The sequence below is a fragment of the Arthrobacter sp. FW306-05-C genome, from assembly GCF_021801725.1.
Lineage (GTDB): Bacteria > Actinomycetota > Actinomycetes > Actinomycetales > Micrococcaceae > Arthrobacter.
The window spans coordinates 286,452-306,938 of record NZ_CP084556.1; the positions used below are offsets into that span (position 1 = coordinate 286,452).

The 20,487-nt window shown below is 65.0% G+C and carries 24 protein-coding genes; 16 read left to right on the forward strand and 8 right to left on the reverse strand.

The window, feature by feature from the left end:
- Positions 1–210: 210 nt before the first annotated feature.
- Genes LFT44_RS01410 through LFT44_RS01430 form a run of 5 tightly spaced genes read left to right on the forward strand, consistent with a single transcriptional unit; the run spans position 211 to position 5,930 of the window.
- Entirely contained in the window at positions 211–1,503 is a 1,293-nt protein-coding gene (locus LFT44_RS01410) for an ABC transporter substrate-binding protein (protein ID WP_236800670.1), read from the forward strand.
- Between the two features lie 2 nt (positions 1,504–1,505).
- Positions 1,506–2,498, forward strand: coding sequence for a carbohydrate ABC transporter permease (locus tag LFT44_RS01415; RefSeq protein WP_236800671.1), 993 nt, complete (start codon positions 1,506–1,508; stop codon positions 2,496–2,498).
- Positions 2,495–3,409, forward strand: a complete 915-nt coding sequence (locus tag LFT44_RS01420) for a carbohydrate ABC transporter permease (protein ID WP_236800672.1) — start codon at positions 2,495–2,497, stop codon at positions 3,407–3,409. Before LFT44_RS01415 ends, LFT44_RS01420 begins: the two co-directional genes overlap by 4 nt.
- Entirely contained in the window at positions 3,406–4,878 is a 1,473-nt protein-coding gene (locus tag LFT44_RS01425; protein ID WP_236800673.1) for a glycoside hydrolase family 1 protein, read from the forward strand. The genes LFT44_RS01420 and LFT44_RS01425 overlap by 4 nt, the downstream gene beginning before the upstream one ends.
- Complete coding sequence (locus LFT44_RS01430) at positions 4,878–5,930, forward strand: LacI family DNA-binding transcriptional regulator (protein WP_236800674.1); 1,053 nt, start codon at positions 4,878–4,880, stop codon at positions 5,928–5,930. The genes LFT44_RS01425 and LFT44_RS01430 overlap by 1 nt, the downstream gene beginning before the upstream one ends.
- 54 nt (positions 5,931–5,984) lie before the next feature.
- Here the strand turns inward: LFT44_RS01430 and LFT44_RS01435 are convergent, their stop codons facing one another.
- The 5 genes from LFT44_RS01435 to LFT44_RS01455 form a co-directional block, all read right to left on the reverse strand.
- Entirely contained in the window at positions 5,985–6,434 is a 450-nt protein-coding gene (locus LFT44_RS01435; RefSeq protein WP_236800676.1) for a transferase, read from the reverse strand.
- Positions 6,435–6,527: 93 nt separating this feature from the next.
- Positions 6,528–7,187: a GntR family transcriptional regulator gene (locus LFT44_RS01440; protein ID WP_236802986.1), complete on the reverse strand. Its 660-nt coding sequence runs from the start codon at positions 7,185–7,187 to the stop codon at positions 6,528–6,530.
- A 120-nt stretch (positions 7,188–7,307) separates the two neighbouring features.
- Positions 7,308–8,339, reverse strand: coding sequence for a transketolase family protein (locus LFT44_RS01445; RefSeq protein WP_236800678.1), 1,032 nt, complete (start codon positions 8,337–8,339; stop codon positions 7,308–7,310).
- Positions 8,336–9,247 (reverse strand): transketolase, encoded by a 912-nt coding sequence (locus tag LFT44_RS01450; RefSeq protein ID WP_236800680.1) that lies wholly within the window; start codon positions 9,245–9,247, stop codon positions 8,336–8,338. Before LFT44_RS01450 ends, LFT44_RS01445 begins: the two co-directional genes overlap by 4 nt.
- A gap of 36 nt (positions 9,248–9,283) precedes the next feature.
- Positions 9,284–10,621 carry an MFS transporter gene (locus LFT44_RS01455; protein ID WP_236800681.1) on the reverse strand — a complete coding sequence of 446 codons (1,338 nt, stop codon included), beginning with the start codon at positions 10,619–10,621 and terminating at the stop codon, positions 9,284–9,286.
- A 185-nt stretch (positions 10,622–10,806) separates the two neighbouring features.
- Here LFT44_RS01455 and LFT44_RS01460 point away from each other — a divergent pair, with 185 nt between their 5' ends.
- From LFT44_RS01460 to LFT44_RS01485, 6 genes are all read left to right on the forward strand, one after another.
- Positions 10,807–11,631: a sugar phosphate isomerase/epimerase family protein gene (locus LFT44_RS01460; RefSeq protein ID WP_236802987.1), complete on the forward strand. Its 825-nt coding sequence runs from the start codon at positions 10,807–10,809 to the stop codon at positions 11,629–11,631.
- 147 nt (positions 11,632–11,778) lie between these two features.
- Complete coding sequence (locus tag LFT44_RS01465) at positions 11,779–12,552, forward strand: SDR family NAD(P)-dependent oxidoreductase (protein WP_236800682.1); 774 nt, start codon at positions 11,779–11,781, stop codon at positions 12,550–12,552.
- A gap of 134 nt (positions 12,553–12,686) precedes the next feature.
- On the forward strand, positions 12,687–13,478 hold the full coding sequence (locus LFT44_RS01470) for a DAK2 domain-containing protein (RefSeq protein ID WP_373462172.1): 792 nt from the start codon (positions 12,687–12,689) through the stop codon (positions 13,476–13,478).
- Entirely contained in the window at positions 13,478–13,969 is a 492-nt protein-coding gene (locus tag LFT44_RS01475; RefSeq protein ID WP_272910844.1) for an RpiB/LacA/LacB family sugar-phosphate isomerase, read from the forward strand. The genes LFT44_RS01470 and LFT44_RS01475 overlap by 1 nt, the downstream gene beginning before the upstream one ends.
- 22 nt (positions 13,970–13,991) lie before the next feature.
- Positions 13,992–14,240: a hypothetical protein gene (locus LFT44_RS01480; protein WP_236800684.1), complete on the forward strand. Its 249-nt coding sequence runs from the start codon at positions 13,992–13,994 to the stop codon at positions 14,238–14,240.
- Between the two features lie 52 nt (positions 14,241–14,292).
- Complete coding sequence (locus LFT44_RS01485; protein WP_236800685.1) at positions 14,293–14,733, forward strand: SRPBCC family protein; 441 nt, start codon at positions 14,293–14,295, stop codon at positions 14,731–14,733.
- On the opposite strand, the gene LFT44_RS01490 is transcribed toward LFT44_RS01485, so the two are convergent.
- Positions 14,711–16,270: a carboxylesterase/lipase family protein gene (locus tag LFT44_RS01490; protein WP_236800687.1), complete on the reverse strand. Its 1,560-nt coding sequence runs from the start codon at positions 16,268–16,270 to the stop codon at positions 14,711–14,713. The two genes, LFT44_RS01485 and LFT44_RS01490, sit on opposite strands and share 23 nt — an antisense overlap.
- A 100-nt stretch (positions 16,271–16,370) precedes the next feature.
- Between LFT44_RS01490 and LFT44_RS01495 the strand changes: the two genes are divergently transcribed.
- On the forward strand, positions 16,371–17,123 hold the full coding sequence (locus LFT44_RS01495; RefSeq protein ID WP_236800689.1) for a GAF and ANTAR domain-containing protein: 753 nt from the start codon (positions 16,371–16,373) through the stop codon (positions 17,121–17,123).
- On the opposite strand, the gene LFT44_RS01500 is transcribed toward LFT44_RS01495, so the two are convergent.
- On the reverse strand, positions 17,108–17,443 hold the full coding sequence (locus LFT44_RS01500; protein WP_236800691.1) for a hypothetical protein: 336 nt from the start codon (positions 17,441–17,443) through the stop codon (positions 17,108–17,110). The genes LFT44_RS01495 and LFT44_RS01500 overlap by 16 nt on opposite strands.
- A 193-nt stretch (positions 17,444–17,636) precedes the next feature.
- On the opposite strand from LFT44_RS01500, the gene LFT44_RS01505 reads away from it, so the two are divergent.
- The 4 genes from LFT44_RS01505 (at position 17,637) to LFT44_RS01520 (ending at position 19,641) form a co-directional block, all read left to right on the forward strand.
- Positions 17,637–17,921, forward strand: coding sequence for a hypothetical protein (locus LFT44_RS01505; protein ID WP_236800692.1), 285 nt, complete (start codon positions 17,637–17,639; stop codon positions 17,919–17,921).
- Positions 17,922–17,957: 36 nt separating this feature from the next.
- Positions 17,958–18,395, forward strand: a complete 438-nt coding sequence (locus tag LFT44_RS01510) for a universal stress protein (protein ID WP_236800694.1) — start codon at positions 17,958–17,960, stop codon at positions 18,393–18,395.
- Between the two features lie 140 nt (positions 18,396–18,535).
- A complete protein-coding gene (locus tag LFT44_RS01515) occupies positions 18,536–19,114 on the forward strand; it encodes a hemerythrin domain-containing protein (protein ID WP_236800696.1) in 579 nt (192 codons plus the stop codon).
- A gap of 62 nt (positions 19,115–19,176) precedes the next feature.
- Positions 19,177–19,641 (forward strand): phage tail protein, encoded by a 465-nt coding sequence (locus tag LFT44_RS01520; protein WP_236800698.1) that lies wholly within the window; start codon positions 19,177–19,179, stop codon positions 19,639–19,641.
- 55 nt (positions 19,642–19,696) lie between these two features.
- Here LFT44_RS01520 and LFT44_RS01525 read toward each other — a convergent pair whose 3' ends face one another.
- Positions 19,697–20,446 (reverse strand): FadR/GntR family transcriptional regulator, encoded by a 750-nt coding sequence (locus tag LFT44_RS01525; protein ID WP_236800700.1) that lies wholly within the window; start codon positions 20,444–20,446, stop codon positions 19,697–19,699.
- Between the last annotated feature and the right edge of the window lie 41 nt (positions 20,447–20,487).

Consider the following 20,487-nt stretch of genomic DNA (forward strand, 5'->3'; position numbering starts at 1 on the left):
GTAACATCACGCCCGCCCTTGGGCAAGAGATTTTTGGAAGCGCTCCCACGACCCTTGACAGTGGGATGTGAGATAAAGCACCATGTTGTGAGAGCGCTCCCACCAGGAGCTATTCCCCCTCGTTCCTGCTTCTGCCCAGTCCTGGGCAATGTGCGCCGCGTCTTCCGGGCGTCCGGAGCGAACCCTTTTTCTGACAAAGGAGTCTTCCCTGTGAAAAAACCCAGCAAACTCTCAGTGCTCTCGGCTGCTGCCGCGTGCCTGGCACTGTCCCTGTCAGCCTGCGGAACATCCGCCTCAGAGAAGGGCGGTGTTGACGGATCCACCGGTTCCAAGCCGGTCACTCTTACGGTGGGTACCTTCAACGAATTTGGCTACGAAAAGCTCTTTAAGGAATATGAGGAGCTGAACCCGAACGTCACCATCGAGCACAAAAAGGCGGCTACCAGCAATGAGGCACGCGACAACCTGACCACTCGTCTGGCGGCAGGTTCCGGACTGTCGGACATCGAAGCCGTCGAGGTGGACTGGCTTCCGGAACTGCTTCAGTACCCAGACCAATTTGCTGACCTCAGCGACCCCGCAGTGGAGGGCCGCTGGCTGGACTGGAAGACCGAAGCCGCCACCACGGCCGACGGCAAGCTCGTGGGCTACGGGACCGATTCCGGCCCTGAGGCCATCTGCTACAACGCCGAGTTGTTGAAGAAAGCGGGGATGCCCACGGAGCGCGGTGAGGTTGCCAAGATGCTCGGCGGCACCTGGGAAAGCTACTTCGATGCCGGCCGGAAGTTCAAGGCCGCCAACCCCAAGGCTGCATGGTTCGATTCCGCCGGTGCCATCTACCAGGGCATGAGCAATCAGCTCGAGAAGGCCTATGAGGAGGAGGACGGCGCCGTCATCGCCACCGGGAACCAGAAGGTCAAGGACATCTACAACCAGGTGCTGAAGGCTTCCAGCGAGGACGGACTGTCCGCCCATCTCAAGCAGTGGAGCGACGACTGGGCCGCCGGTTTCCAGACCAGCGCCTTCGCCACCACCCTCTGCCCGGGCTGGATGCTCGGTGTCATCGAAGGCAACGCCGCGGGGGTCAGCGGCTGGGATGTCGCCAACGTCTTCCCGGGCGGCGGCGGAAACTGGGGCGGGTCCTACCTGACCGTCCCCACCCAGGGCGCGAACCAGGCCGAGGCCAAGAAGCTGGCGGGCTGGCTGACCGCCCCCGAGCAGCAGATCAAGGCGTTTACCGCGAAAGGCACGTTCCCCAGCCAGAAGCAGGCCCTTGAAAGCAGCGAACTGCTGGGCCAGACCAATGCCTTCTTCAACGGTGCACCGACAGGCGAGATCTTTGCGGAGCGCGCCAAGGCTGTTGAAGTGACCCCCTTCAAGGGCACCAAGTTCTTCGCAATCAACGATGCAATGCAGCAGGCCCTCACCCGTGTGGACGTTGACAAGACGGACGACGCCGCTTCCTCCTGGGAGAAGTTCGTCACCGCAGTGAAGTCGCTCTAACCATGGCTGTCACCGACCGGGTCATAACGCCCCCAGCCGGGCGCAGCCCCAACGCCGGGAATGACGGGAAGAACGTCCGGCGGCTCGCACTCTCCCGGCGGGTTTCCAAATGGGATGTCAAGCTGTCCCCCTACCTCTACATCTCCCCGTTCTTCCTCCTGTTTGCGGTCACGGGCCTCTTCCCGCTGGCATACTCGGCATGGGTTTCGCTCCACAACTGGAACCTCATCGGCGGGCAGGGAAAGTTCGCGGGGCTGGACAACTACGCCTTCGTCGTAGCCCAGCCGTACTTCTGGAACGCTGTGGGCAACACCTTCAGCATCTTCGTCCTTTCCTCGGTTCCCCAGGTTTTCCTCGCACTGGTGATCGCGGCGGTGCTGGACGCGAACCTGAGGGCCAGGACGTTCTGGCGGATGGGGGTCCTGGTGCCGTTCGTCGTCGCGCCGGTGGCGGTGGGGCTGATCTTCAACAACCTCTTTGCAGACCAGTTCGGGCTGATCAACGAGATGCTGAAGGCAGTAGGGCTTGACCCGGTCCGGTGGCACTCCGACTCGCTGGCGAGCCATGCGGCCATTGCCACGATGGTCAACTTCCGGTGGACGGGGTACAACGCCCTGATTTTCCTGGCCGCCATGCAGGCGATCCCCCGCGATGTGTTCGAAGCGGCAACGATCGACGGTGCCGGCCGGCTGCGGCAGTTCTTCTCGGTGACCGTGCCCATGCTTCGCCCCACCGCCATCTTCGTCGTGATCACCTCCACCATTGGCGGGCTCCAGATCTTCGACGAGCCCAGGGTCTTCGACCAGTCCGGCCTGGGCGGCGCGGACCGGCAGTGGCAGACGCTCACCATGTACATCTGGGAGCTCGGCTGGGGCCAGCGGAACTTCGGCAGGGCCTCCGCCGTGGCGTGGCTGCTCTTCCTGATCATCGTGCTGATTGCATTGCTCAACTTCGTCATCACCAAGCGCATAGCCAGCCAGGGAGGCCGCAAGTGAGCTCCATTCCCATGATCGAACAGACTGCCGGCAAGGGTGCCGCCCGCGCGGCGGCCCGGCGCCGAAAGGGCGGGAACGGCAGGGCCGGGTTCGGCGGCGCCCGGCGGCCGGGCTTCCTCACCTACGGTTTCCTGGGGGCAGTCCTCCTCGCCTCGGTCTTCCCGCTGTACTGGTCCTTCCTGGTGGGCAGCCACGACAACACCGTCCTCAGCCGCGGCATCCCGCTGCTGCCCGGTGGAAACTTCCTGGCCAATGCGGCGAAAGTCTTTGACAGCATCCCGTTCTGGAAGGCGATGGGCAACAGCCTGATCGTCTCGGGTGTGACGGCAGCGTCCGTCGTCGTGTTTTCCACCCTTGCCGGATTCGCTTTCGCCAAGCTTCGTTTCCGCGGCAACAAGGCACTGCTGGTCTTCGTGATCGCCACCATGGCGGTTCCCACCCAGCTGGGCGTTGTCCCGCTGTTCATCGTGATGTCCAAGCTCGGCTGGACGGGTTCGCTGTGGGCTGTCATCATTCCGGGCCTCGTCACGGCCTTCGGGGTGTTCTGGATGACGCAGTACCTTCGCGACGCCCTGCCGGACGAGCTGATCGAGGCGGTCCGCATGGACGGCGCATCAATGATCCAGGCCTTCTGGCACGTCGGATTTCCCGCGGCGCGGCCCGCCGCGGCGATGCTTGCCCTGTTTACGTTCGTGGCCACCTGGACGAACTTCTTCTGGCCCTTCATTGTCCTCGACCCCTCAAACCCCACCCTCCCGGTGGCACTGCAGCTGCTCCAGGCGGCCCACTTCGTTGACTATTCAGTGGTTCTCGCCGGCGCGGTCCTCGCTACCGTCCCACTCTTGCTCCTGTTCATCGCGGCAGGCCGGCAACTCGTATCAGGAATTATGCAAGGAGCAGTAAAAGGATGAGTTCCACCGCACTTCCGTTTCCCCAAGGCTTCCTCTGGGGGGCGGCAACGGCCGCCTACCAGATCGAAGGCTCCGCCCACGACGGCGGCAGGAAGGACTCGATCTGGGACACCTTCGCCCGTGTGCCCGGCGCCGTGGCGGACGGCCACAACGGCGACGTGGCCTGTGACCACTACCGGCGCTACGAACAGGACGTAGCGCTCATGCAGCACCTGAACATGAAGGCCTACAGGTTCTCCACCTCATGGGCGCGATGCATGCCCGACGGCGTCACCCCCAACCCGGAAGGCATCGCCTTCTACTCCCGCCTGGTGGATGAACTGCTCGCGGCAGGAATCACCCCTTGGCTGACCCTCTACCACTGGGACCTGCCCCAGGCGCTCGAGGACAAGGGCGGCTGGGCCAACCGGGACACTGCCTACCGCTTTGCCGAGTACGCCGCAGTGATGCACGAGGCGCTGGGGGACCGGGTCCGGTTCTGGACAACGCTGAACGAGCCGTGGTGCTCGGCATTCCTTGGCTACGCGGCCGGCATCCACGCTCCCGGACGGCAGGAACCCCGGGCCGCACTTGCCGCGGCCCACCACCTCATGCTTGGCCACGGGCTGGCAACCCGTGAGCTCCGCCGGAGGGATGCGGACGCCTCCCTGGGCATCACCCTGAACCTGACGGTCGCAGATCCCCGGGATCCCGGCAGCGGCAGTGACCGTGACGGCGCCAGGCGGATCGATGGCCAGTTCAACCGGATCTTCCTTGACCCGCTGTTCAAGGCGGAGTACCCGGCGGATCTCTTGGCGGATGTGGCCCACCTTGGCCTCGCTGACGTGGTGCGGGAGGGGGACCTGGACATCATCTCCGCTCCCTTGGACCTGCTCGGCGTGAATTACTACCACGGGGAGTCCGTGACCAAGGATCCTGAAGAGGCGGTGCTGCAGGAAGGGCAGAAGCCGGCGGCGGCCGCCAGGCCCACGTCCTCGCCGTTCGTGGCCGCCGATGGTGCACGCTCGGTGCCGCGCGGCCTTCCCGTCACGGGGATGGGCTGGGAGGTCCAGCCCGAAGGGCTGCGCCGGCTGCTGAACCGGCTGCAGGCGGAGTACACCGGCCCGGCGCGAGTTCCGGTCTACATCACCGAGAACGGGGCGGCCTACGATGATGTGCCGAATGCGGCGGGTTACGTGGACGACCAGGACCGGCTCGCATTCTTCGCCGCCCACCTGCAGGCAGTGCATGGGGCCATCACCGACGGCGTGGACGTACGCGGCTACCTGGCATGGTCCCTGCTGGACAACTTTGAATGGTCCTTCGGCTACCACCAGCGTTTTGGGCTGGTCCGGGTGGACTACCAGACCCAGGAGCGCACACCGAAAGCCAGCGCATTGTGGTACTCCGAAGTTGCCGATTCCAACGAGGTAACAGCTGAAAACGTGGATGGGTTATCTTCGGAGCCGGGTGTCGTATTGTCTGTGTAATGAACGAAAAGACCAGTCGCCCCGTCCTTGCCAAGGCGGGGCGGCAAAGTCCAACGCTGGAGGATCTGGCCACTGCCGCCGGAGTATCGCGCTCCACTGCCTCCCGTGCAATCAACGGCGGCTTGAAGGTGAGCCCGGAAGCCAAAGCCGCCGTTGAAGCCGCAATCGTGGCTTTGGGGTACACGCCCAACCAGGCTGCAAGGAGCCTGGTCACGCGGCGCACGGCGTCGGTGGCGCTGGTCATTCCGGAGCCGGACGCCCGGGTCATGATGGACCCGTACTTCGCAGCCGTGATCACCGGAGTCAATGATGCGCTCCGCGATACGGACATGCAGTTGGTGCTGCTGATGTCCAGGGCAGGGGATGACTCGGCACGGACCCTGCGGTACCTGCGCGGCGGGCACGTGGACGGCGCCATCGTGGTGTCCCACCACCGAGCGGACGACTGGGTTGAGACCCTGGGAACCATCGGCCTGCCCACGGTTTTCATCGGCAGGCCCTGGAATACCGGTTCCGGCCTTCCCTTCGTGGACCTCGACAGCTTCGAAGGCGGACGGCTGGCGGCGCGGCACCTGGCCGGCAAAGGGCGCATCCACCTCGCGACCGTTGCTGGACCTACGGACATGACAGCCGCCGTCGACCGTCTGGAAGGGTGGCTGCAGGGGCTCAAGGAAGCGGGGCTGCAGGCAGCACCCGTTGTCCACGGGGATTTCACGACGGCGGGCGGCGCCGAGGCGGCGCGCAACCTCTTCGCCCAGGCGCCGGAGCTGGATGGGGTCTTCGCTGCATCCGATCTTATGGCGCTTGGCGTCGTGGACACTCTTCGCGTCGCAGGGCGACGGGTGCCGGAGGATGTAGCGGTCGTGGGGTTCGACAACCACGACATCCAGGCAGCAAACGGCCTTGGGCTCACCACGGTGGCCCATCCGATGATGGAGATTGCCAAGCAAGCAGGCCAACTATTGATCCGCGCCATTGAGAACCCGGGGGAGCAGCTGGAACCGGTCATCTATCCCGCGGAACTGGTGGTGCGCGGAAGCACTGCCTGCTGATCTACCGGAGTTCCTGCCGCCGCACTTCAGGCCGCCCCTGAAAACCGGCCCGGCTCAGGCAGCCATCCCGCTCTTGTGCTTGCGGTGCTGCCGGTGCTTTGCCGGTGCCAGGCGGGAGTGCGCGCCGGCGAGGACCTCGCTGCCATCGGGCACGGTGCTGTCGGTGTCCAGGTGGACACCGTGCTCAATCAGAACGCTGGAGCCGATCCGTGAATGGCTGCCAATATGCACGCGGTTGCCGATCACCGTGCCCCGGCCGATCCGCACCCCGTCGCCGATCACCGTCCGGTCCCCGATGGTGGCGTCACGATCGATCCAGCTGCCGTGCCCAATACGGCAGCCGGGACCCACCTGGGCGCCATGTTCCACGTACGTCATGGGGCCGACGCGGGCGCTGTCCGCCACCCTGGCTCCCGGAGCGATGAGCCCACCGCCGTTGTCATGGCGGGCATACCGGGTGACCTTCCCGGCGTCGTCCTCAACTGACACAAACTTTGCGGTCATACCATCCCTCGTTAAGCGCTGCGGCTGTTTACCGCTCAGTAAGTTAACGGGCGGGAGGGCGCTGGGATTCCCAAATGGGCAGGTGGGACGGGGTTACGCCACCAGGTTGGCGGCTGCGGTGTCCATGTGTTCCAGGATGGTCTTCCGGGCCAGGCCGGCGTCCCCGGTGTCGATGGCGGCCACGATGTCCTTGTGGCGGTCCACGCTCATGTTGCTGACGCCTTTTTCCAGGCCCGCGAACATGATGGACATCCGGATGGAGCCCTCCAGCGACTCCCAGGAGTGGAGGAGCGTTTCGTTGCCGGTAAGCCGGCAGAGGGTGCGGTGGAACTCGAGGTCGGACTCGATCCGTTCCTCCAGGCTTCCGTTGGTGGCGTCCGTCATGGCGTCGATCGCTTTGTGCAGTGATTCGGTGACGTGCTTCCGGTCGGGGAGCTCGCAGAGCGTCCGGGCGGCCAGGGACTCCAACGCGGCGCGGACGGCGTAGATGTCCCGGATTTCTTTCTCATCCAGGTGGCGGACGGACAGCCTGCCCCGGGGCCCGGCGGACAGCAGCCCCTCCTGCTCCAGCTGTCGCAGTGCCTCGCGGAGGGTGCCTCGGCTGATCTGCAGCATCTCGGACAGTTCCGTCTCCACCAGATGCCGGCCGGGTTCCAGCTCCCCGCTGGTGATGGCGGTGCGCAGCGCGGAGAGTGCCTGCTCGCGCAGGCTTTTCTTTTCCAGTCCCAGCAGCGGGGCGGTCAGTCCGGCCATGGCTTCTGTCCTCAATGTCATAAGTCGACTGTTTACAGTCGGTAGTGGATTCGATATTACGGCAGAAAGCACGGCACCGGCTTAGGACCAGTGCCGTGCTATCTCCATTGGTTGCCTGCCTTAGCCGAGTTCGGCGAGGACTTTGGCCACAATGCGGTCCACGGCCAGGCCGTACCGATCGTGCAGGGTGGGAAGGGCGCCGGCGTCCAGGAACTGGTCCGGCAGCGCCACGGGCACCACGCGCTTGCCCACACCGGCGGTGACGACGGCGGAGGCAACAGTTTCGAACAAACCGCCCACCACGGAGTGGTTCTCCAGGGTGACGGTGAGGCGATCCGTGTTGATCTCCTTAAGGACGGTCCCGGCGTCGAACGGCTTGATGGTGGGGGTGTGCACGACGGCGACGTCCACGTTGTGTGCCTCCAGCGCCTTGGCTGCCTGGAGGGCGCGCATGGTCATCAGGCCGGAGGAGATGAACACCACGTCATTGCCGCCGCGCAGGACCTTGGCCTTGCCCAGTTCGAACGTGTAGTCGTACTCGTCCAGCACGGTGGGCACGTTGCCGCGCAGCAGACGCAGATAGGTAGGACCTTCCGACGCAGCAAGCTGCGGGACGGCCTGTTCGATGTCGATCGAGTCGCAGGGGTCCACGATGGTCAGGTTGGGCATGCCGCGGAAGATCGCCATGTCCTCGGTGGCCTGGTGGCTGGGGCCGTACCCGGTGGTCAGGCCGGGCAGGCCGCCGACGATGTTGACGTTCAGGTTCGGCTCCGCCGCGTCCAGGCAGAGGAAGTCGTAGGCGCGGCGGGCGGCGAACACCGAGTAGGTGGACGCGAACGGCACCAACCCGGACTCGGCCAGTCCGGCGGCGGCGCCGAAGAGCAGCTGCTCAGCCATGCCCATCTGGAAGAACCGCTCCGGGAAGGCCTTGGCGAAGATGTGCATGTCCGTGTACTTGCCCAGGTCCGCGGTCAGGCCCACGATCTTGTCGTTCTCCTGGGCGGCCTTGACCAGGGCATGCCCGAACGGGGCGTTGGAGGTCTTCTGGCCGGGGTCGGCGAACGATGCGATCATCGCCGAGGTCTTCAGCTTCGGCTTCGCGGGTGTTGCAGCGGCTGCTGCGGTGTCGGGGGCCTCCGTGGTGGTGCTCATGCTGAAGCCTTTCCTTCATATCCGGCGGTGAGCTGCTCGCGGCAGATCTGCCATTCGTGTTCTTCGATGCGCATGAAGTGCGCCTTTTCGCGGTTTTCCAGCAGCGGCACGCCGCGGCCCACCTTCGTGTCGCACAGGATCACGGAGGGACGTCCGACGGCGGCGGCCTGGGCAGCTGCGTTGTCGAACGCTGCCAGCAGCGCTACGACGTCGTTCCCGTCAACACGCTGGGTGTACCAGCCAAACGATTCCCACTTCTCGGTCACGGGCTCGGTGCGCAGCACCGTATCCGTCTTGCCGTCGGCCTGCAGGGCGTTGATGTCCACCATGGCGGTGAGGTTGCCCAGCTGGTGGTGGTGCGCACCCATGGCCGCCTCCCACGTGGAGCCCTCGTCCAGTTCACCGTCCGAGAGGAAGTTGAACACCCGTGCGTCCGAGCCCTGGTACCGCAGGCCCAATGCCAAGCCGACGGCGATGGTCAGGCCGTGGCCCAAGGACCCGCCGGAGATTTCCATACCGGGGGTGTAGGTGGACATCCCGGACATCGGCAGTCGCGAGTAATCCGAGCCGTAGGTTTCGAGTTCCTCCACCGGCACCACGCCGGCCTCGGCAAGGGCCGCGTAGTGGCCGATCGCGTAGTGGCCGGTGGAGAGCAGGAACCGGTCGCGTGCCTCCCAGCGCGGGTCCTCGGGGCGGAACCGGAGCTGGTCTCCATACACCGCAGCGAGCATGTCGGCGGCGCCCAGGGCCTGGCCTACATAGCCCTGGCCCTGCACCTCACCCATGGTCAGGGCGTGGTGCCGGATGCGGTACGCGGCGGCGCTGATCTTGTCCACCCGTTCCGGGGACACTGCAGTCTGCAGTATCTCTCCCTGCGGGGCGGCGTCATGGACGGTGTCTGTAGGCATTAGTTGCTCCGTGGTTGTTTCGTGCGGGGCTGTCATTCAGGCGTTGACGGTGTTGGGGGTGCTTTTGGTGGCTTCGTCGGCCAGCTCGCGTTCCCGCTTGCCCCAGGTTTCCCGGGTGGCGACGGCGGCCCAGAGACCGATCAGGGCATAGGCGCCGAAGAGCAGTGCCGGGCCCATCCAGCCGAAGCTGACGAACAGCAGGGTGGTGATGAACGGGGTGAAGCCGGACACCATGGCCGAGATCTGGTAGGCCAGGCTGGCGCCGGAGGCGCGGGTCTTGGCCTGGAAAAGCTCCGGGAACCAGGCACCCTGGGCACCGGCCAGAGAATTCTGGCAGACCGCGTAGGAGATCACGATGGTGAGGATGATGGCGATGAACAGACCGGTGTTGACCAGCAGGAACATCGGGATGGCAAACAGGGCGGCAAAGGCGGTGGACCACACGTACAGGGGGCGGCGGCCGATGCGGTCCGTGAGGGCAGCCCAGGCTTGGGTGGCGAAAATGCCGATGGCAGAGGCGATGCAGAGGGCGATGAGCGTCTGGCTCTTGTCGGCCAGGTGCTGGCTGTTGATGTAGGAAATCATGTAGGTGATGGACACGGCGTAGCCGGCTGTTTCAGCGATGCGCAGGCCGATGCCCTTGACGATGTTGCGCCAGTCGGTCTTGATGACCTCGACGATGGGGGCCTTTACGATGGCGCCACTGTCCTTGACCTCGTCGAAAACGGGGGACTCGGGAACCTTGGAACGGATGACTAGCCCCACGATGACCAGCAGGATGCTGGCGAGGAACGGGATGCGCCAGGCGAGCTCGCCGCCGAGCTGGACGCTGAACAGGAAGGTCAGGTTTGCCAGCAGCAGGCCGACGGGGAAGCCGGCCTGGACGATGCCGGTGAACTTGCCCTTGGCCTTCCATGGCGCGTGCTCGTAGCTCATCAGGATTGCGCCACCCCATTCAGCGCCGAAGGCCAAGCCCTGGACAATGCGGACGAAGACCAGCAGTGCCGGAGCGAGCAGTCCAACCGCCGCGTAGGTGGGGAGCAGGCCAATGGCGAAGGTGGCCAGGCCCATCAGGATGAGGGAAGCCACCAGTACGGGCTTCCGTCCCACCTTGTCGCCCAGATGGCCGCCAATGATGCCGCCCAGGGGACGGGCCGCGAAGCCGACGCCAAGGGTGGCGAAGGAAGCGAGGGTGCCCGTAACGGGATCGCTTCCGGGGAAGAATGCAGTTCCGAAATACAGTGCGGCAGCGGTGCCGAAGCCGATGAAGTCATACGTCTCAATCACGGCCCCCACGCCGGATCCGATGGCAACTCGCCGGGCGTCCTTGGTGCCGTGGACCGGGCCGCGCATGGTCAGAGCATCTTTGCTCATGGTGGTTCCCTTTCGAAAAGCGGCTGTAGGCGGTCGCCGCTGTCGACTGTTAACAAATGGTACGTCCCAGTGTGACCCAGATCATTTCCACTGTCAACAGTCAACTTCCGGAGTTGACTGTTGACAGTCTACCTGCTTACTGTGGTGCCCATTACTAAAGCCCGGCACGAACCAGAGGATCAATGATGTTCCATTCCAGACTCGGTTGCTCATCCATCAGCTTCCGGCATCAGGACCTGGGCCACGCCCTGCGCACCATCAAGGAACTGGGTTTCGAAGAAATCGACCTGGGCGCCCTCCCGGGGGTTTGCAACCACGTTCCCTATGAACTCGACCCGGCGGCAGTAGCAGCGGTTTCGGCGGAAGTAAATGCATCCGGCCTGCGCGTGCGCTCTGTGAACGGGGACATCGGGGACCTGAACGCAGTCCTCGACGCCGAAGCGAAGGCCGCCCGGGGACGCCACCTCGACGCCTTGCTGACGCTCACGTCCAACATCGGTGCCAAGGCACTCGTCCTGCCTTGCGGCGGCCTGGACCACGCCCCCGTCCGCAGCGAGGAGGCGGACCTGGACCTCGTCGCCGCCCAGCTCATTGGTGCCGGCCGGCGCGCTGCCGAATTCGGCGTCGAAATCTGGACCGAATCGCTGCACTTCCTCCGGTTCTGCTGGAACCTGGAGCGTGCAGGACTGCTGGCTGACCGCCTGGCGGGATCCGGCGTCGGAATCGTCATGGACTTCAGCCACATCGTGGCGGCCGGCGAGGACATCGACGCGTACCTGGACCGGCACTCCGGCCGGGTCCGCCACGTCCACCTGCGCGACGCCGTGCCGGGGAACATCAATCTCAGCATCGGCAACGGGAACGCCGACTTTGCCAGCGGCCTGAAGCGGCTCGCGGCCGACGGGTACGCGGGGCACTTCTCGCTCGAACTGGAAACCCGGGACGTCACCAACGACGAACGCCCGGCCGCTGCCGCCAAGGCGGCCAGCTTCATCACCGACCTTCTCTGACCATCCATTGCTCCATAGCTGTCGTTTTGACGCTTCATAACGGCAGCTACGTGGGCCCCTGCCGGCAAGGGTCCCGACCTGAGCTTGCGAAGGTTGGGAGCCGGTAGGGAGCAATCGATCCACCAAAACAATTCAAGGAGTACCACCATGGCCACCATCCAGCGCACCGCCGTCCTCACCGGAGCCACCTCCGATCGCGGCATCGGCATCACCACCGCCCGCCGTTACGCCCGCGAAGGCTGGGGCATCGTCATCCTGGACCTCGACGGCGAGAAGTCCGCCAAGGTCGCAGCCGAAATCGGCAACGAATATAACGTCCCCGCCTTCGGCCACGAGATCGACGTCGCCAACGAAGTCTCCGTCACCGCTGCCCAGGCTGCCGTTGCCGCCGAGGTCGCTGCCGGCAACCTGCCCCCGGTCGGCGCCCTGGCCAACATCGCGGGCATCACCTCACCCATCCCCTTCCTGGAAACCACCCTTGAGCTGTGGCACAAGGTCATGGACGTCAACGCCACCGGCACCTACCTGGTAACCAAGGCATTCCTGCCGGACATGATCGCCAACGGCTGGGGCCGGATCGTGAACATGTCGTCCGTGTCCGCCCAGCGCGGCGGCGGCGTCTTCGGCAAGGTCCCCTACTCCGCGGCGAAGGCAGCAATCCTTGGCTTCACCAAGGCACTCGCCCGTGAAATCGGCGAAACCGGCGTCACCGTCAACGCCATCACCCCGGGAGCCGTAGACACCAACATCCGCGTAGGCAGCACCGAGGAACAGGAAGCTGCCATCAACGCCGGCATCCCGCTGGGCCGGAACGCCACCACCGAAGAGGTTGCCTCCGTGATCACCTTCCTGTCCTCCGAGGACTCCGCGTACCTCACCGGCACCACCATCGACATCAACGGCGGCAGCCACATCCACTAGCAGCCCGGCCTGCAACAGCGCTTGCCCTGACTAACTCTGCCCAGACAACACCGCGGATGCCGGAGAGCTCACCGTGACAAAGATCTTCAATGACCCCTGGGAGTTCGCCGAGGAAGCCCTGGCCGGTTTCTGCGATGCCCACTCGGACCTGGTCCGGCAGGTTCCCGGCGGCGCCGTCCGGAGAGGAAATGTCCGACGGCGGCGCCTCCGAAGCGGCGTTCGTTGCCACGGACGCCTCCCGCAGGTACGCAGCCGCGTGCGTTGAGGCCATTGCGGCCGCCCGGGCTTCACTGCACGACGCCGAAGAACGGCTGGGCCGGATGGACGCCATCGCCGACGACGGCGACCACGGCCGCGGCATGGTCCGCGGGGTGGACGCGGCAACTGCCGCGGCAGCCTCGCCACTCGGTGACGGTGCAGGGGCAGGCGACGTCCTGGCTGCAGCCGGGGACGCCTGGGCCGACAAGGCCGGCGGCACTTCCGGCATCCTCTGGGGAGCGGGGCTGCGGGCCTTCGGCGAAACGGTGGGCAACAGCACTGGGTCGGACGGGGCGGCCCTCGCGGCAGGGGTGTCAGCGTTCGCAGACCGGATCGTGCAGCTGGGCAAAGCCGAAATCGGTGACAAGACGATGGTGGACGCCCTTCTGCCCTTCGTCGCCGCCTTTAGCCGTGAAGCAGCCAAGGGCGTGGCGCCTGTGCAGGCCTGGGAAACGGCGGCACGGGAATCCGCCGCAGCAGCGGAAGCCACTGCCGATCTCCTGCCCCTCAAGGGCCGCGCCCGCCCCCTGGCCGAAAAGAGCTTGGGCACGCCCGATCCCGGAGCCACCTCGCTGGCCATGGTCTTCGCCGTGATCGGCCCCCATGTCACAGGTACCGCAGCAGGCAACGGAAGCCAGGCTGCAGCGGCAACGGCGGCGGCAAAATGATGACGACGGAAGGACAAGCCATGGGGCTGCGGCTCATTGTCGGCGCGGACGAAGCGGGCGTCGACTACCAGGACAGGGTCCTGGCGGACATGCGCGACGACTCCCGCGTCAGTGAGGTCATCGACATCGGGGTCAACCGCACCGACGCCCCGGGCCACTTCACCAAGCCTTACCCGTATGTGGGCATCGCTGCCGGGGAGATGATCCGGGACGGTAAGGCCGACCACGCCAACCTCTTCTGCGGCACCGGGATGGGCGTCGCCATTCCCGCCAATAAGGTGGACGGCATCCGCGCCGCCCCGGCGCATGACTCCTTCTCCGTTGAACGCTCCATCCTGTCCAACGACTGCCAGTTGCTGACGATGGGCCAGCGCGTGGTGGGCATCGAACTCGCCCGCCGGCTTGCGCGGAAATGGATCGGCTATACGTTCGACCCTTCCTCGGCCTCCGCGGGCAAGGTCAAGGTCCTCACGGACTTCGAGGGCTGCTAGCCCCCGGGCCTAAAGGAGTGCCATGAAACCGTTCCCCTACTACGACTGGATCCGACTGATCGGGGTACCCGTGGAAATCCGGAAGGACTCGCGGGTGGTACGCGCGGGCGTGGTGGATGACGCCATGACCCGCCCCGCCGCCCTGTGGCTAGCCGCCGATGCGGCCGGTGGGAGGACCCTCTTTACTGCCGACGAAGGCTACGAGGCGTGGATCAAGCCACAGGAGCTGGCCGGAAAGCTATGCTACAAAATGGCAGCCGCCCAGCTGTAGGCGCAGCGCGGGGGTTGGGGTTGGGCCAGATGCGGCACCCTAGACTGGGACGATGATCACAGTCACCGGAAGTGTGGAAACCAACCTGTCCGCGGAGAAGGCCTTTGCCTTCATGAGTGAGTTCGAGAACACCAGCAAGTGGGACCCCAACACCCCTGTCATGGACAAGCTCACCCCCGGACCGGTGGCTGTGGGGCACAAGTACCATGCCGAGTCCGAGTTCCGGGGAAAGCGCCAGACCCTGGTCTATGAGGTCATCGAGCTGACGGACAACCACATCAAGCTGCGCGGCGAGAACAAGACCGTCACGGCCTTCGACTCGGTGGACGTTCGCCCCAACGGCACCGGTTCGGTGGTGACATATACGGCCGAGTTCAGCATCAACGGCCCGGCCAAGATCATCCAGCCGCTCCTGAAGCCGGCCTTCAATTCCCTGCGGGATCCGGCCCTCAACGGGATCCGGGACACCCTCAACGCGATGGCAGCGGACTGACTGCTTCGAAGAATTCCCTGATCTCCCGCCGTGGGTCGGCTTCGAGGCCTGGTTCGGCGTCGAGCACCATGGTGTTGCGCTCTTGCCCGTACTCCGGCCAGCCAAGTCCGGCTATGCGTGGCGTTCCCCTCTGCGCAAAGGACGCCCAGGCGCCGCTCATGGCATCGCTGAGGGGCTGCGGCGCCTTGCCGCGGGTGAGGAAGGCAGCCTCGGGAATGTCCAGGTGCCGGAAGACGAAGGGGATGTCCAGGGCGTGGCAGGAACCGAGCTTCCCGCCCATTGCCGGGCTGCGCCAGGTAAACAGGTAGGCAAAGGTCTTGCCGCCGGCGGCCGGACGGGCAGCGCCCGGCAGCCTCGCGTCGAGCAGCCGGTTGCTCGGCTGGCGGTACATGGAGTCTGCGATGGCGGCCTCGATCAGTTCCTTTCCCGCCGGCTCGCGGGACAGCACCCGGGTGAGCGCGTCCGTGTAGCCCGGGGCCTCTTCCGCCGGGACTCCCGCTCCGGCCAGCACCGCGGCGGCACGGTCCGGATAGCCCGGGTCATCCGAAGCGGGTGGACGCGTTTCCACGGCAAAGGATCCCTCGTTGAGGTTTGTTCCGACCAGCAGGTCAACCCCGCGGTTGACGCCGTTGCGGATACTTTCAAGCGGCGGCACCGGCAGCGATGGAGTGCCTACTGTGGGCTGGAACGGCAGCGGGACAGCAAAGGATTCGGCGGCAACCCGCTGTTCCAGGGCTGCCTGGGCCTCGAGCAGCCGCCCCACCGGGAGGGCCAGCAGCTGTGTGGCTGAGGACCGGTCCAAGCTGCACAGTTCAAGGAATGCGGAACTGATGCGCGCCGATTCCTCCGGCTGGCGGTACCGTTCCGCCGTGCCGCTCTGCATGATGGCCCGGCGGAAGAGTCCTTCCGATGCCGGCACGCCCAGCAGGGTGCCGATGGCTGCAGCGCCTGCCGATTCCCCGAAAACGGTCACGTTGGACGGGTCGCCCCCGAAGGCGCGGATGTTCCTGCGGATCCAGCGGAGGGCCTCCAACTGGTCCAGCAGGGCAAGGTTGGAGGAGTCCTCGTAGCCGGGACCCAGCAGCTCCGCCAGGTGCAGGAAGCCCAGGGCACCCAGGCGGTAATTGATGGACACCAGCACAGCGCCCGATGCAGCGGCGAGCCTGCCGCCGTCGTACATCGCATCACTGTTGGCGCCCAAAAGGTACGCGCCGCCATGGATCCACACCATCACCGGCCTGGCCGGGCCATCCGTCCCCCGCGTCCAGATGTTCAGGTTGAGGCATCCGTCTTCGCTCCAACTGCGTGGCTTGGTCCCCGGGGGAGCGGGGGATTCGGGGTTCTGGGGCGCGGCGGGGCCAGGAGCGGTGCAGTCCCGCACTCCCTGCCACCCCACCAGCGGGACCGGCGGCCGGAAGCGGTTGGCACCCGACGGTGGCTCCGCGTACGGCATGCCCAGGAACCGTTGGATGGTGATCCCCTCACTTTCCACGGAGCTGCCGCGGACCGAGCCGGAGGGGGTGGACAAGCACGTCATGGTGACAGATTACGGCGTGGCGCAGGTAGGCTGGCATAACCGTTCGGCAGTGGGCGCCCACATGGTGTGGCTTTTAACTACTGTTCGGGAGGTATGACCCGTGCTCAAGGCCGGCGTCCCTGAAGGCGAGGACTTCGCAGACGTTGCCCTGCACCTCCAGGAATCATTCCTGCAAAACCCGGAGGTTGAGGCTTTCCTCAAGGGCCTGGCGGCCTATGCGGCCTCCAGGCTTGGGTCTTCGGGCCACGAATGCTCCTGCGACATAACAGTGTTGCGGCCAAAGAAGCCCGTGGCGAGTGCAGGCAGCCACCCCGGCCTGGCGCCGCTCACCCAGCTGGAGTCCAGGCATGGGGACGGCCCCGGCCTGCTGGCCATGCGGACCGCCGAAACTGTCCTGGTGGCCGACCTGCGGCGCGAGCGGCGCTGGCCGGAATACGCCAAGGCTGTCCAGGGGCACGGGTTCCTTTCGGTGCTGAGCGTTCCGGCAGCCCTGGAAGTCGATGTGCGCGGTGTGGTGACGCTTTACTGCCCGCAGCCGCTCGCGGCCGACAACGACGGAGTTTTTGCAGCCGAAGCGTTCGTGCGGCAGGCCTCGAAGGGGCTGAAGCTCGCCCTGCGCATGCTGAAGCTGGAGGAGATCAGGGACGGCATGAGCGCTGCCATGCAGACCCGCACAGTGATCGACCTGGCCACGGGCGCCATTATGGCGCAGAACAGGTGCAGCCAGGCCGCCGCCTTCAAGCTGCTGAAGGACGCATCCAACACCCGCAACATGAAGCTCCGCGAGGTTGCGGCCTCCGTCGTCGCGTCGGTGGCCGGGGCGGCCGGTACCTTCACCTACTTCGACGAGTAAGGGTCTTTCCGTTCCGGGTCGTGCCGTCCAGGGTCATGCGGTTCCGGGCCACGCTGCTCCGGCTGCGGAAGGAACAGTGCGGAGTTGCTGAAGGGGGCCCGCAGCGGCAGTCCCTCGGCAGCGCAGTGCTCGTTGACTGCCTGCGCCAGTGCGTCGCGCTCCTTGGGCGAAAGGGTGGCTTCGCCTGCACAGTAATCCCGGATGAGCTGTTCGGAGGCATCCCCGCCCAGTCCAACGAATTCCAGCCACAGCTGTGCCAGGTCCAGCCGGTGCTCCTTGATAACGGCACCGGTCAGGGCCCGCTGGTCCACGGCTTCCATAGTCCCGTCCTAGCTTTGCTTGAACTACTACATCCGGAATTCGGAATGTGCTGGCCGGAGGATGGGTGCGCCGCGAAATTCCTTCTGCCGCGCCGCTGCCGGCGTCCGAAGGACCTTTGCCCCTAGGCAAGCACATGGGAAAGCAGCCAACCTGAGTGTCTGGAGCAGGGGTTAACAACAGGAGGCATGGACCATGGGCGCATGTGATGTCTGCGGCAGCAGCGAGGGCCGGATGTTCACCGTCAGCATGGGAAACCAGTCCGGCACGTTTGACAGCTTCGAATGCGCCATCCACATGATGGCTCCCGCGTGCGAGCACTGCGGCTGCCGCATCCTGGGCCATCCGGTTGAGAGCGAATCCGGTATCTACTGTTGCCTTCACTGTGCGCGGGAAGCGGGAAATCCACACAAGGCCGCCAAGCCGGAGCATTCCACGGTGGCTGTGCCGGCGCAGGGCGCGACGACGGACCAGGGTTAGTCCCGCCGGTAACCGTCCAACAGGAAAAGGGGAGTCGTGCCCGGTAACGGAAGCTTCAGGATCATTGTGGGGGTGGACGGTTCCGACCAGTCCAAGGCGGCAATGGACTGGGCAATTGAGGAAGGGCGGCTGCGCATTGGTGAGGTCCAGGCGTTGACGGCGTGGAGCTTCCCCTACGTCAGTGATGCCATGGGAACAGCCTGGGACTATGAGATCTTCGAGAAGGACGCCCAGGCCATCCTTGAAGCGGAGCTCGAACGCGTCAAGGACCGGGGCGTATCCGTCACGGGAAAGATCGTGGAGGGCAACCCGGCGTCGGCGCTCATTGACGCTTCCCGGGACGCTGACCTCGTGGCCCTCGGTTCCCGCGGTCACGGTGGATTTACCGGAATGCTGCTCGGCTCAGTGTCCCACCAGACCATCCACCACGCCCACTGCCCGGTGCTGGTGATCCGGGAACCATCAGCTGAGTGAAGCCGTGCTCTTGGGTGCCCTACCTGACTTCCAGATGGGGCCCTGTTTAGGGCTTTTTGCCATGGATCGCTTTGCTGGTGCGTGGTAGTTTGACCGTCTCGCGTCGCTTACCCGAAGCGATCCAGGAGGAAGGCCGGCTCATGAGTGATACCAATTCCGCAGGAACCAACGTCGACGTCGTGGACATCCTGACCAGCGACCACCAGGACATGATTGCTTTGATCGGGCAGATCAAGGGCGCGCCCGGTGAAAGTGAGCGCAGGGACCTCGCGGACACTTTGATTGCCGAGGTGATGCGGCATGCCGTCGCCGAAGAAATGTACGTGTACCCGGCCGTTGAAGACCATGTGCCCGACGGCAAGGGCGAAGTGGAGCACGACAAGAAGGAGCACGCAGAGATCGTCAAGCTGATGAAGCGGCTGGAAAAAGAGGAACCGTCTGGCCAGTCCTTCATGGAGCTGGTCAATGAGCTTGAGGCACAGCTGGGCCACCACGCCAACGACGAGGAGACCGAACAGTTTCCTAAGCTCCGCCAGCACATTCCACGCGAGAAACTCATCGAGATTGGCGAAAAGGTGGAGAAGGCGAAGAAGCTGGCACCCACCCGGCCGCACCCGAGTGCACCGCATTCCGAGTTGTTCCACAAGACCGTGGGGCCGGGCGTGGGGATGGTGGATCGGATCCTGGACAAGCTCACCGGCCGGCATACGGGCTCGTAGGACGGTAGACCACGGCTTGGGTCTGCGAGGATGAGTCGAAACATCACTTCCAGGAGGACCCATTGCCCAACACCGTTGATTTCAAGGACGTATCGACTGTCGGACTGGAATCGTCACCGGTAGCGGAGGCGCTGGCCGGGCTGCGGGCGAACGAGGCTCGCTATTACAAGAACAAGTATGGCCACGACTTCACTGTGACTCCGGCAGCTGATGCACCGGAACTGGTGGACTACGTGAACAACATCCTGGCCACAGAGCGGAACCTGGTGATCGGGTCCAAGCCCCTTGAGGTCTCCAGGTTCGAGGTGGACGGCCTGCGGATGACGTACGTCTTCTACGAATCCGGCCTTTCCATCAACGTCATGTACGGAATCGAGGAGGGTTCAAAGCGGGCGGTCGGGTTCAAGCTCTCCGACGGCATGGAGGTCCCCGAGGAACTGGCATCCAGCTTCAAGTTTGCCCGCCAGAAATCCAAGCTCGCCGGCACCATCCGCGGCTCCTACTTTGTGGTCAAGGGCCAGTACTGAGCACTGGCATCTGCGCGGGTGGCCCGCGTACTTCAGCCCACCACCGAACAGCGGCTCACTCCGTCCGGGGACGTTCCCCCTTCGCGTGGTGGCTGGACCAGATATCGCCCATTTCCTCCGTGGACTGCTCCACGATCCTGCTCATGGCCGCGTGGGCTGCGCCTGCGTCGCGGCGTTGGATGGCGCTCGCTACGTCCACATGCATCTGCAGCGCCTCATGGTCCGGAAGATGGGGCATCAGGCCGTGCTGGGTGCGCCCCGCCAGCACTTCAGCAACGAGTTTATGCAACTGCGAAAACATCAGATTGCCGGAGGCATTGAGGACCGCAGCGTGGAACTCAATGTCCAGGCGCAAAAACTCCTCCTGGTTCCCGCGCTGTCCGGCAGCCCACAGGCGCGCCGCCATGGAAACAAGATCGCTTGCCTCATCCAGGGACGCGCGTTCGGCAGCCAAGCGGGCAGCCTGCGGTTCGATGGCGCCGCGCAATTCATTCAAGGCCCGCAGCTGTTCCAGCCGCTTGGCCGACGCCAGCCGCCACCGGATCACCTGCGGGTCGTAAAGGTTCCAGCTGGCCTCCGGCTGGACCACCGTTCCCAAGCGCCGCCGGGACTCAAGCATGCCCATGGAGGACAGGACCCGGGTGGCCTCCCGGATCACGGAGCGGGACACCTTGTGCTGCGCCTCCAGCTCATCCAGCCGCAGGATGGAATTCGGTGCCAGTGTTCCCTCCGCGATGGCGAGCCCCAGGTTCTCGACCAGCGATGAATGCAGGTCCGGGGACAACGCCGCCTTTGGGATGGTCATGAATAAATCATATGGGGACACACCAAGCTCTTGTATATGTC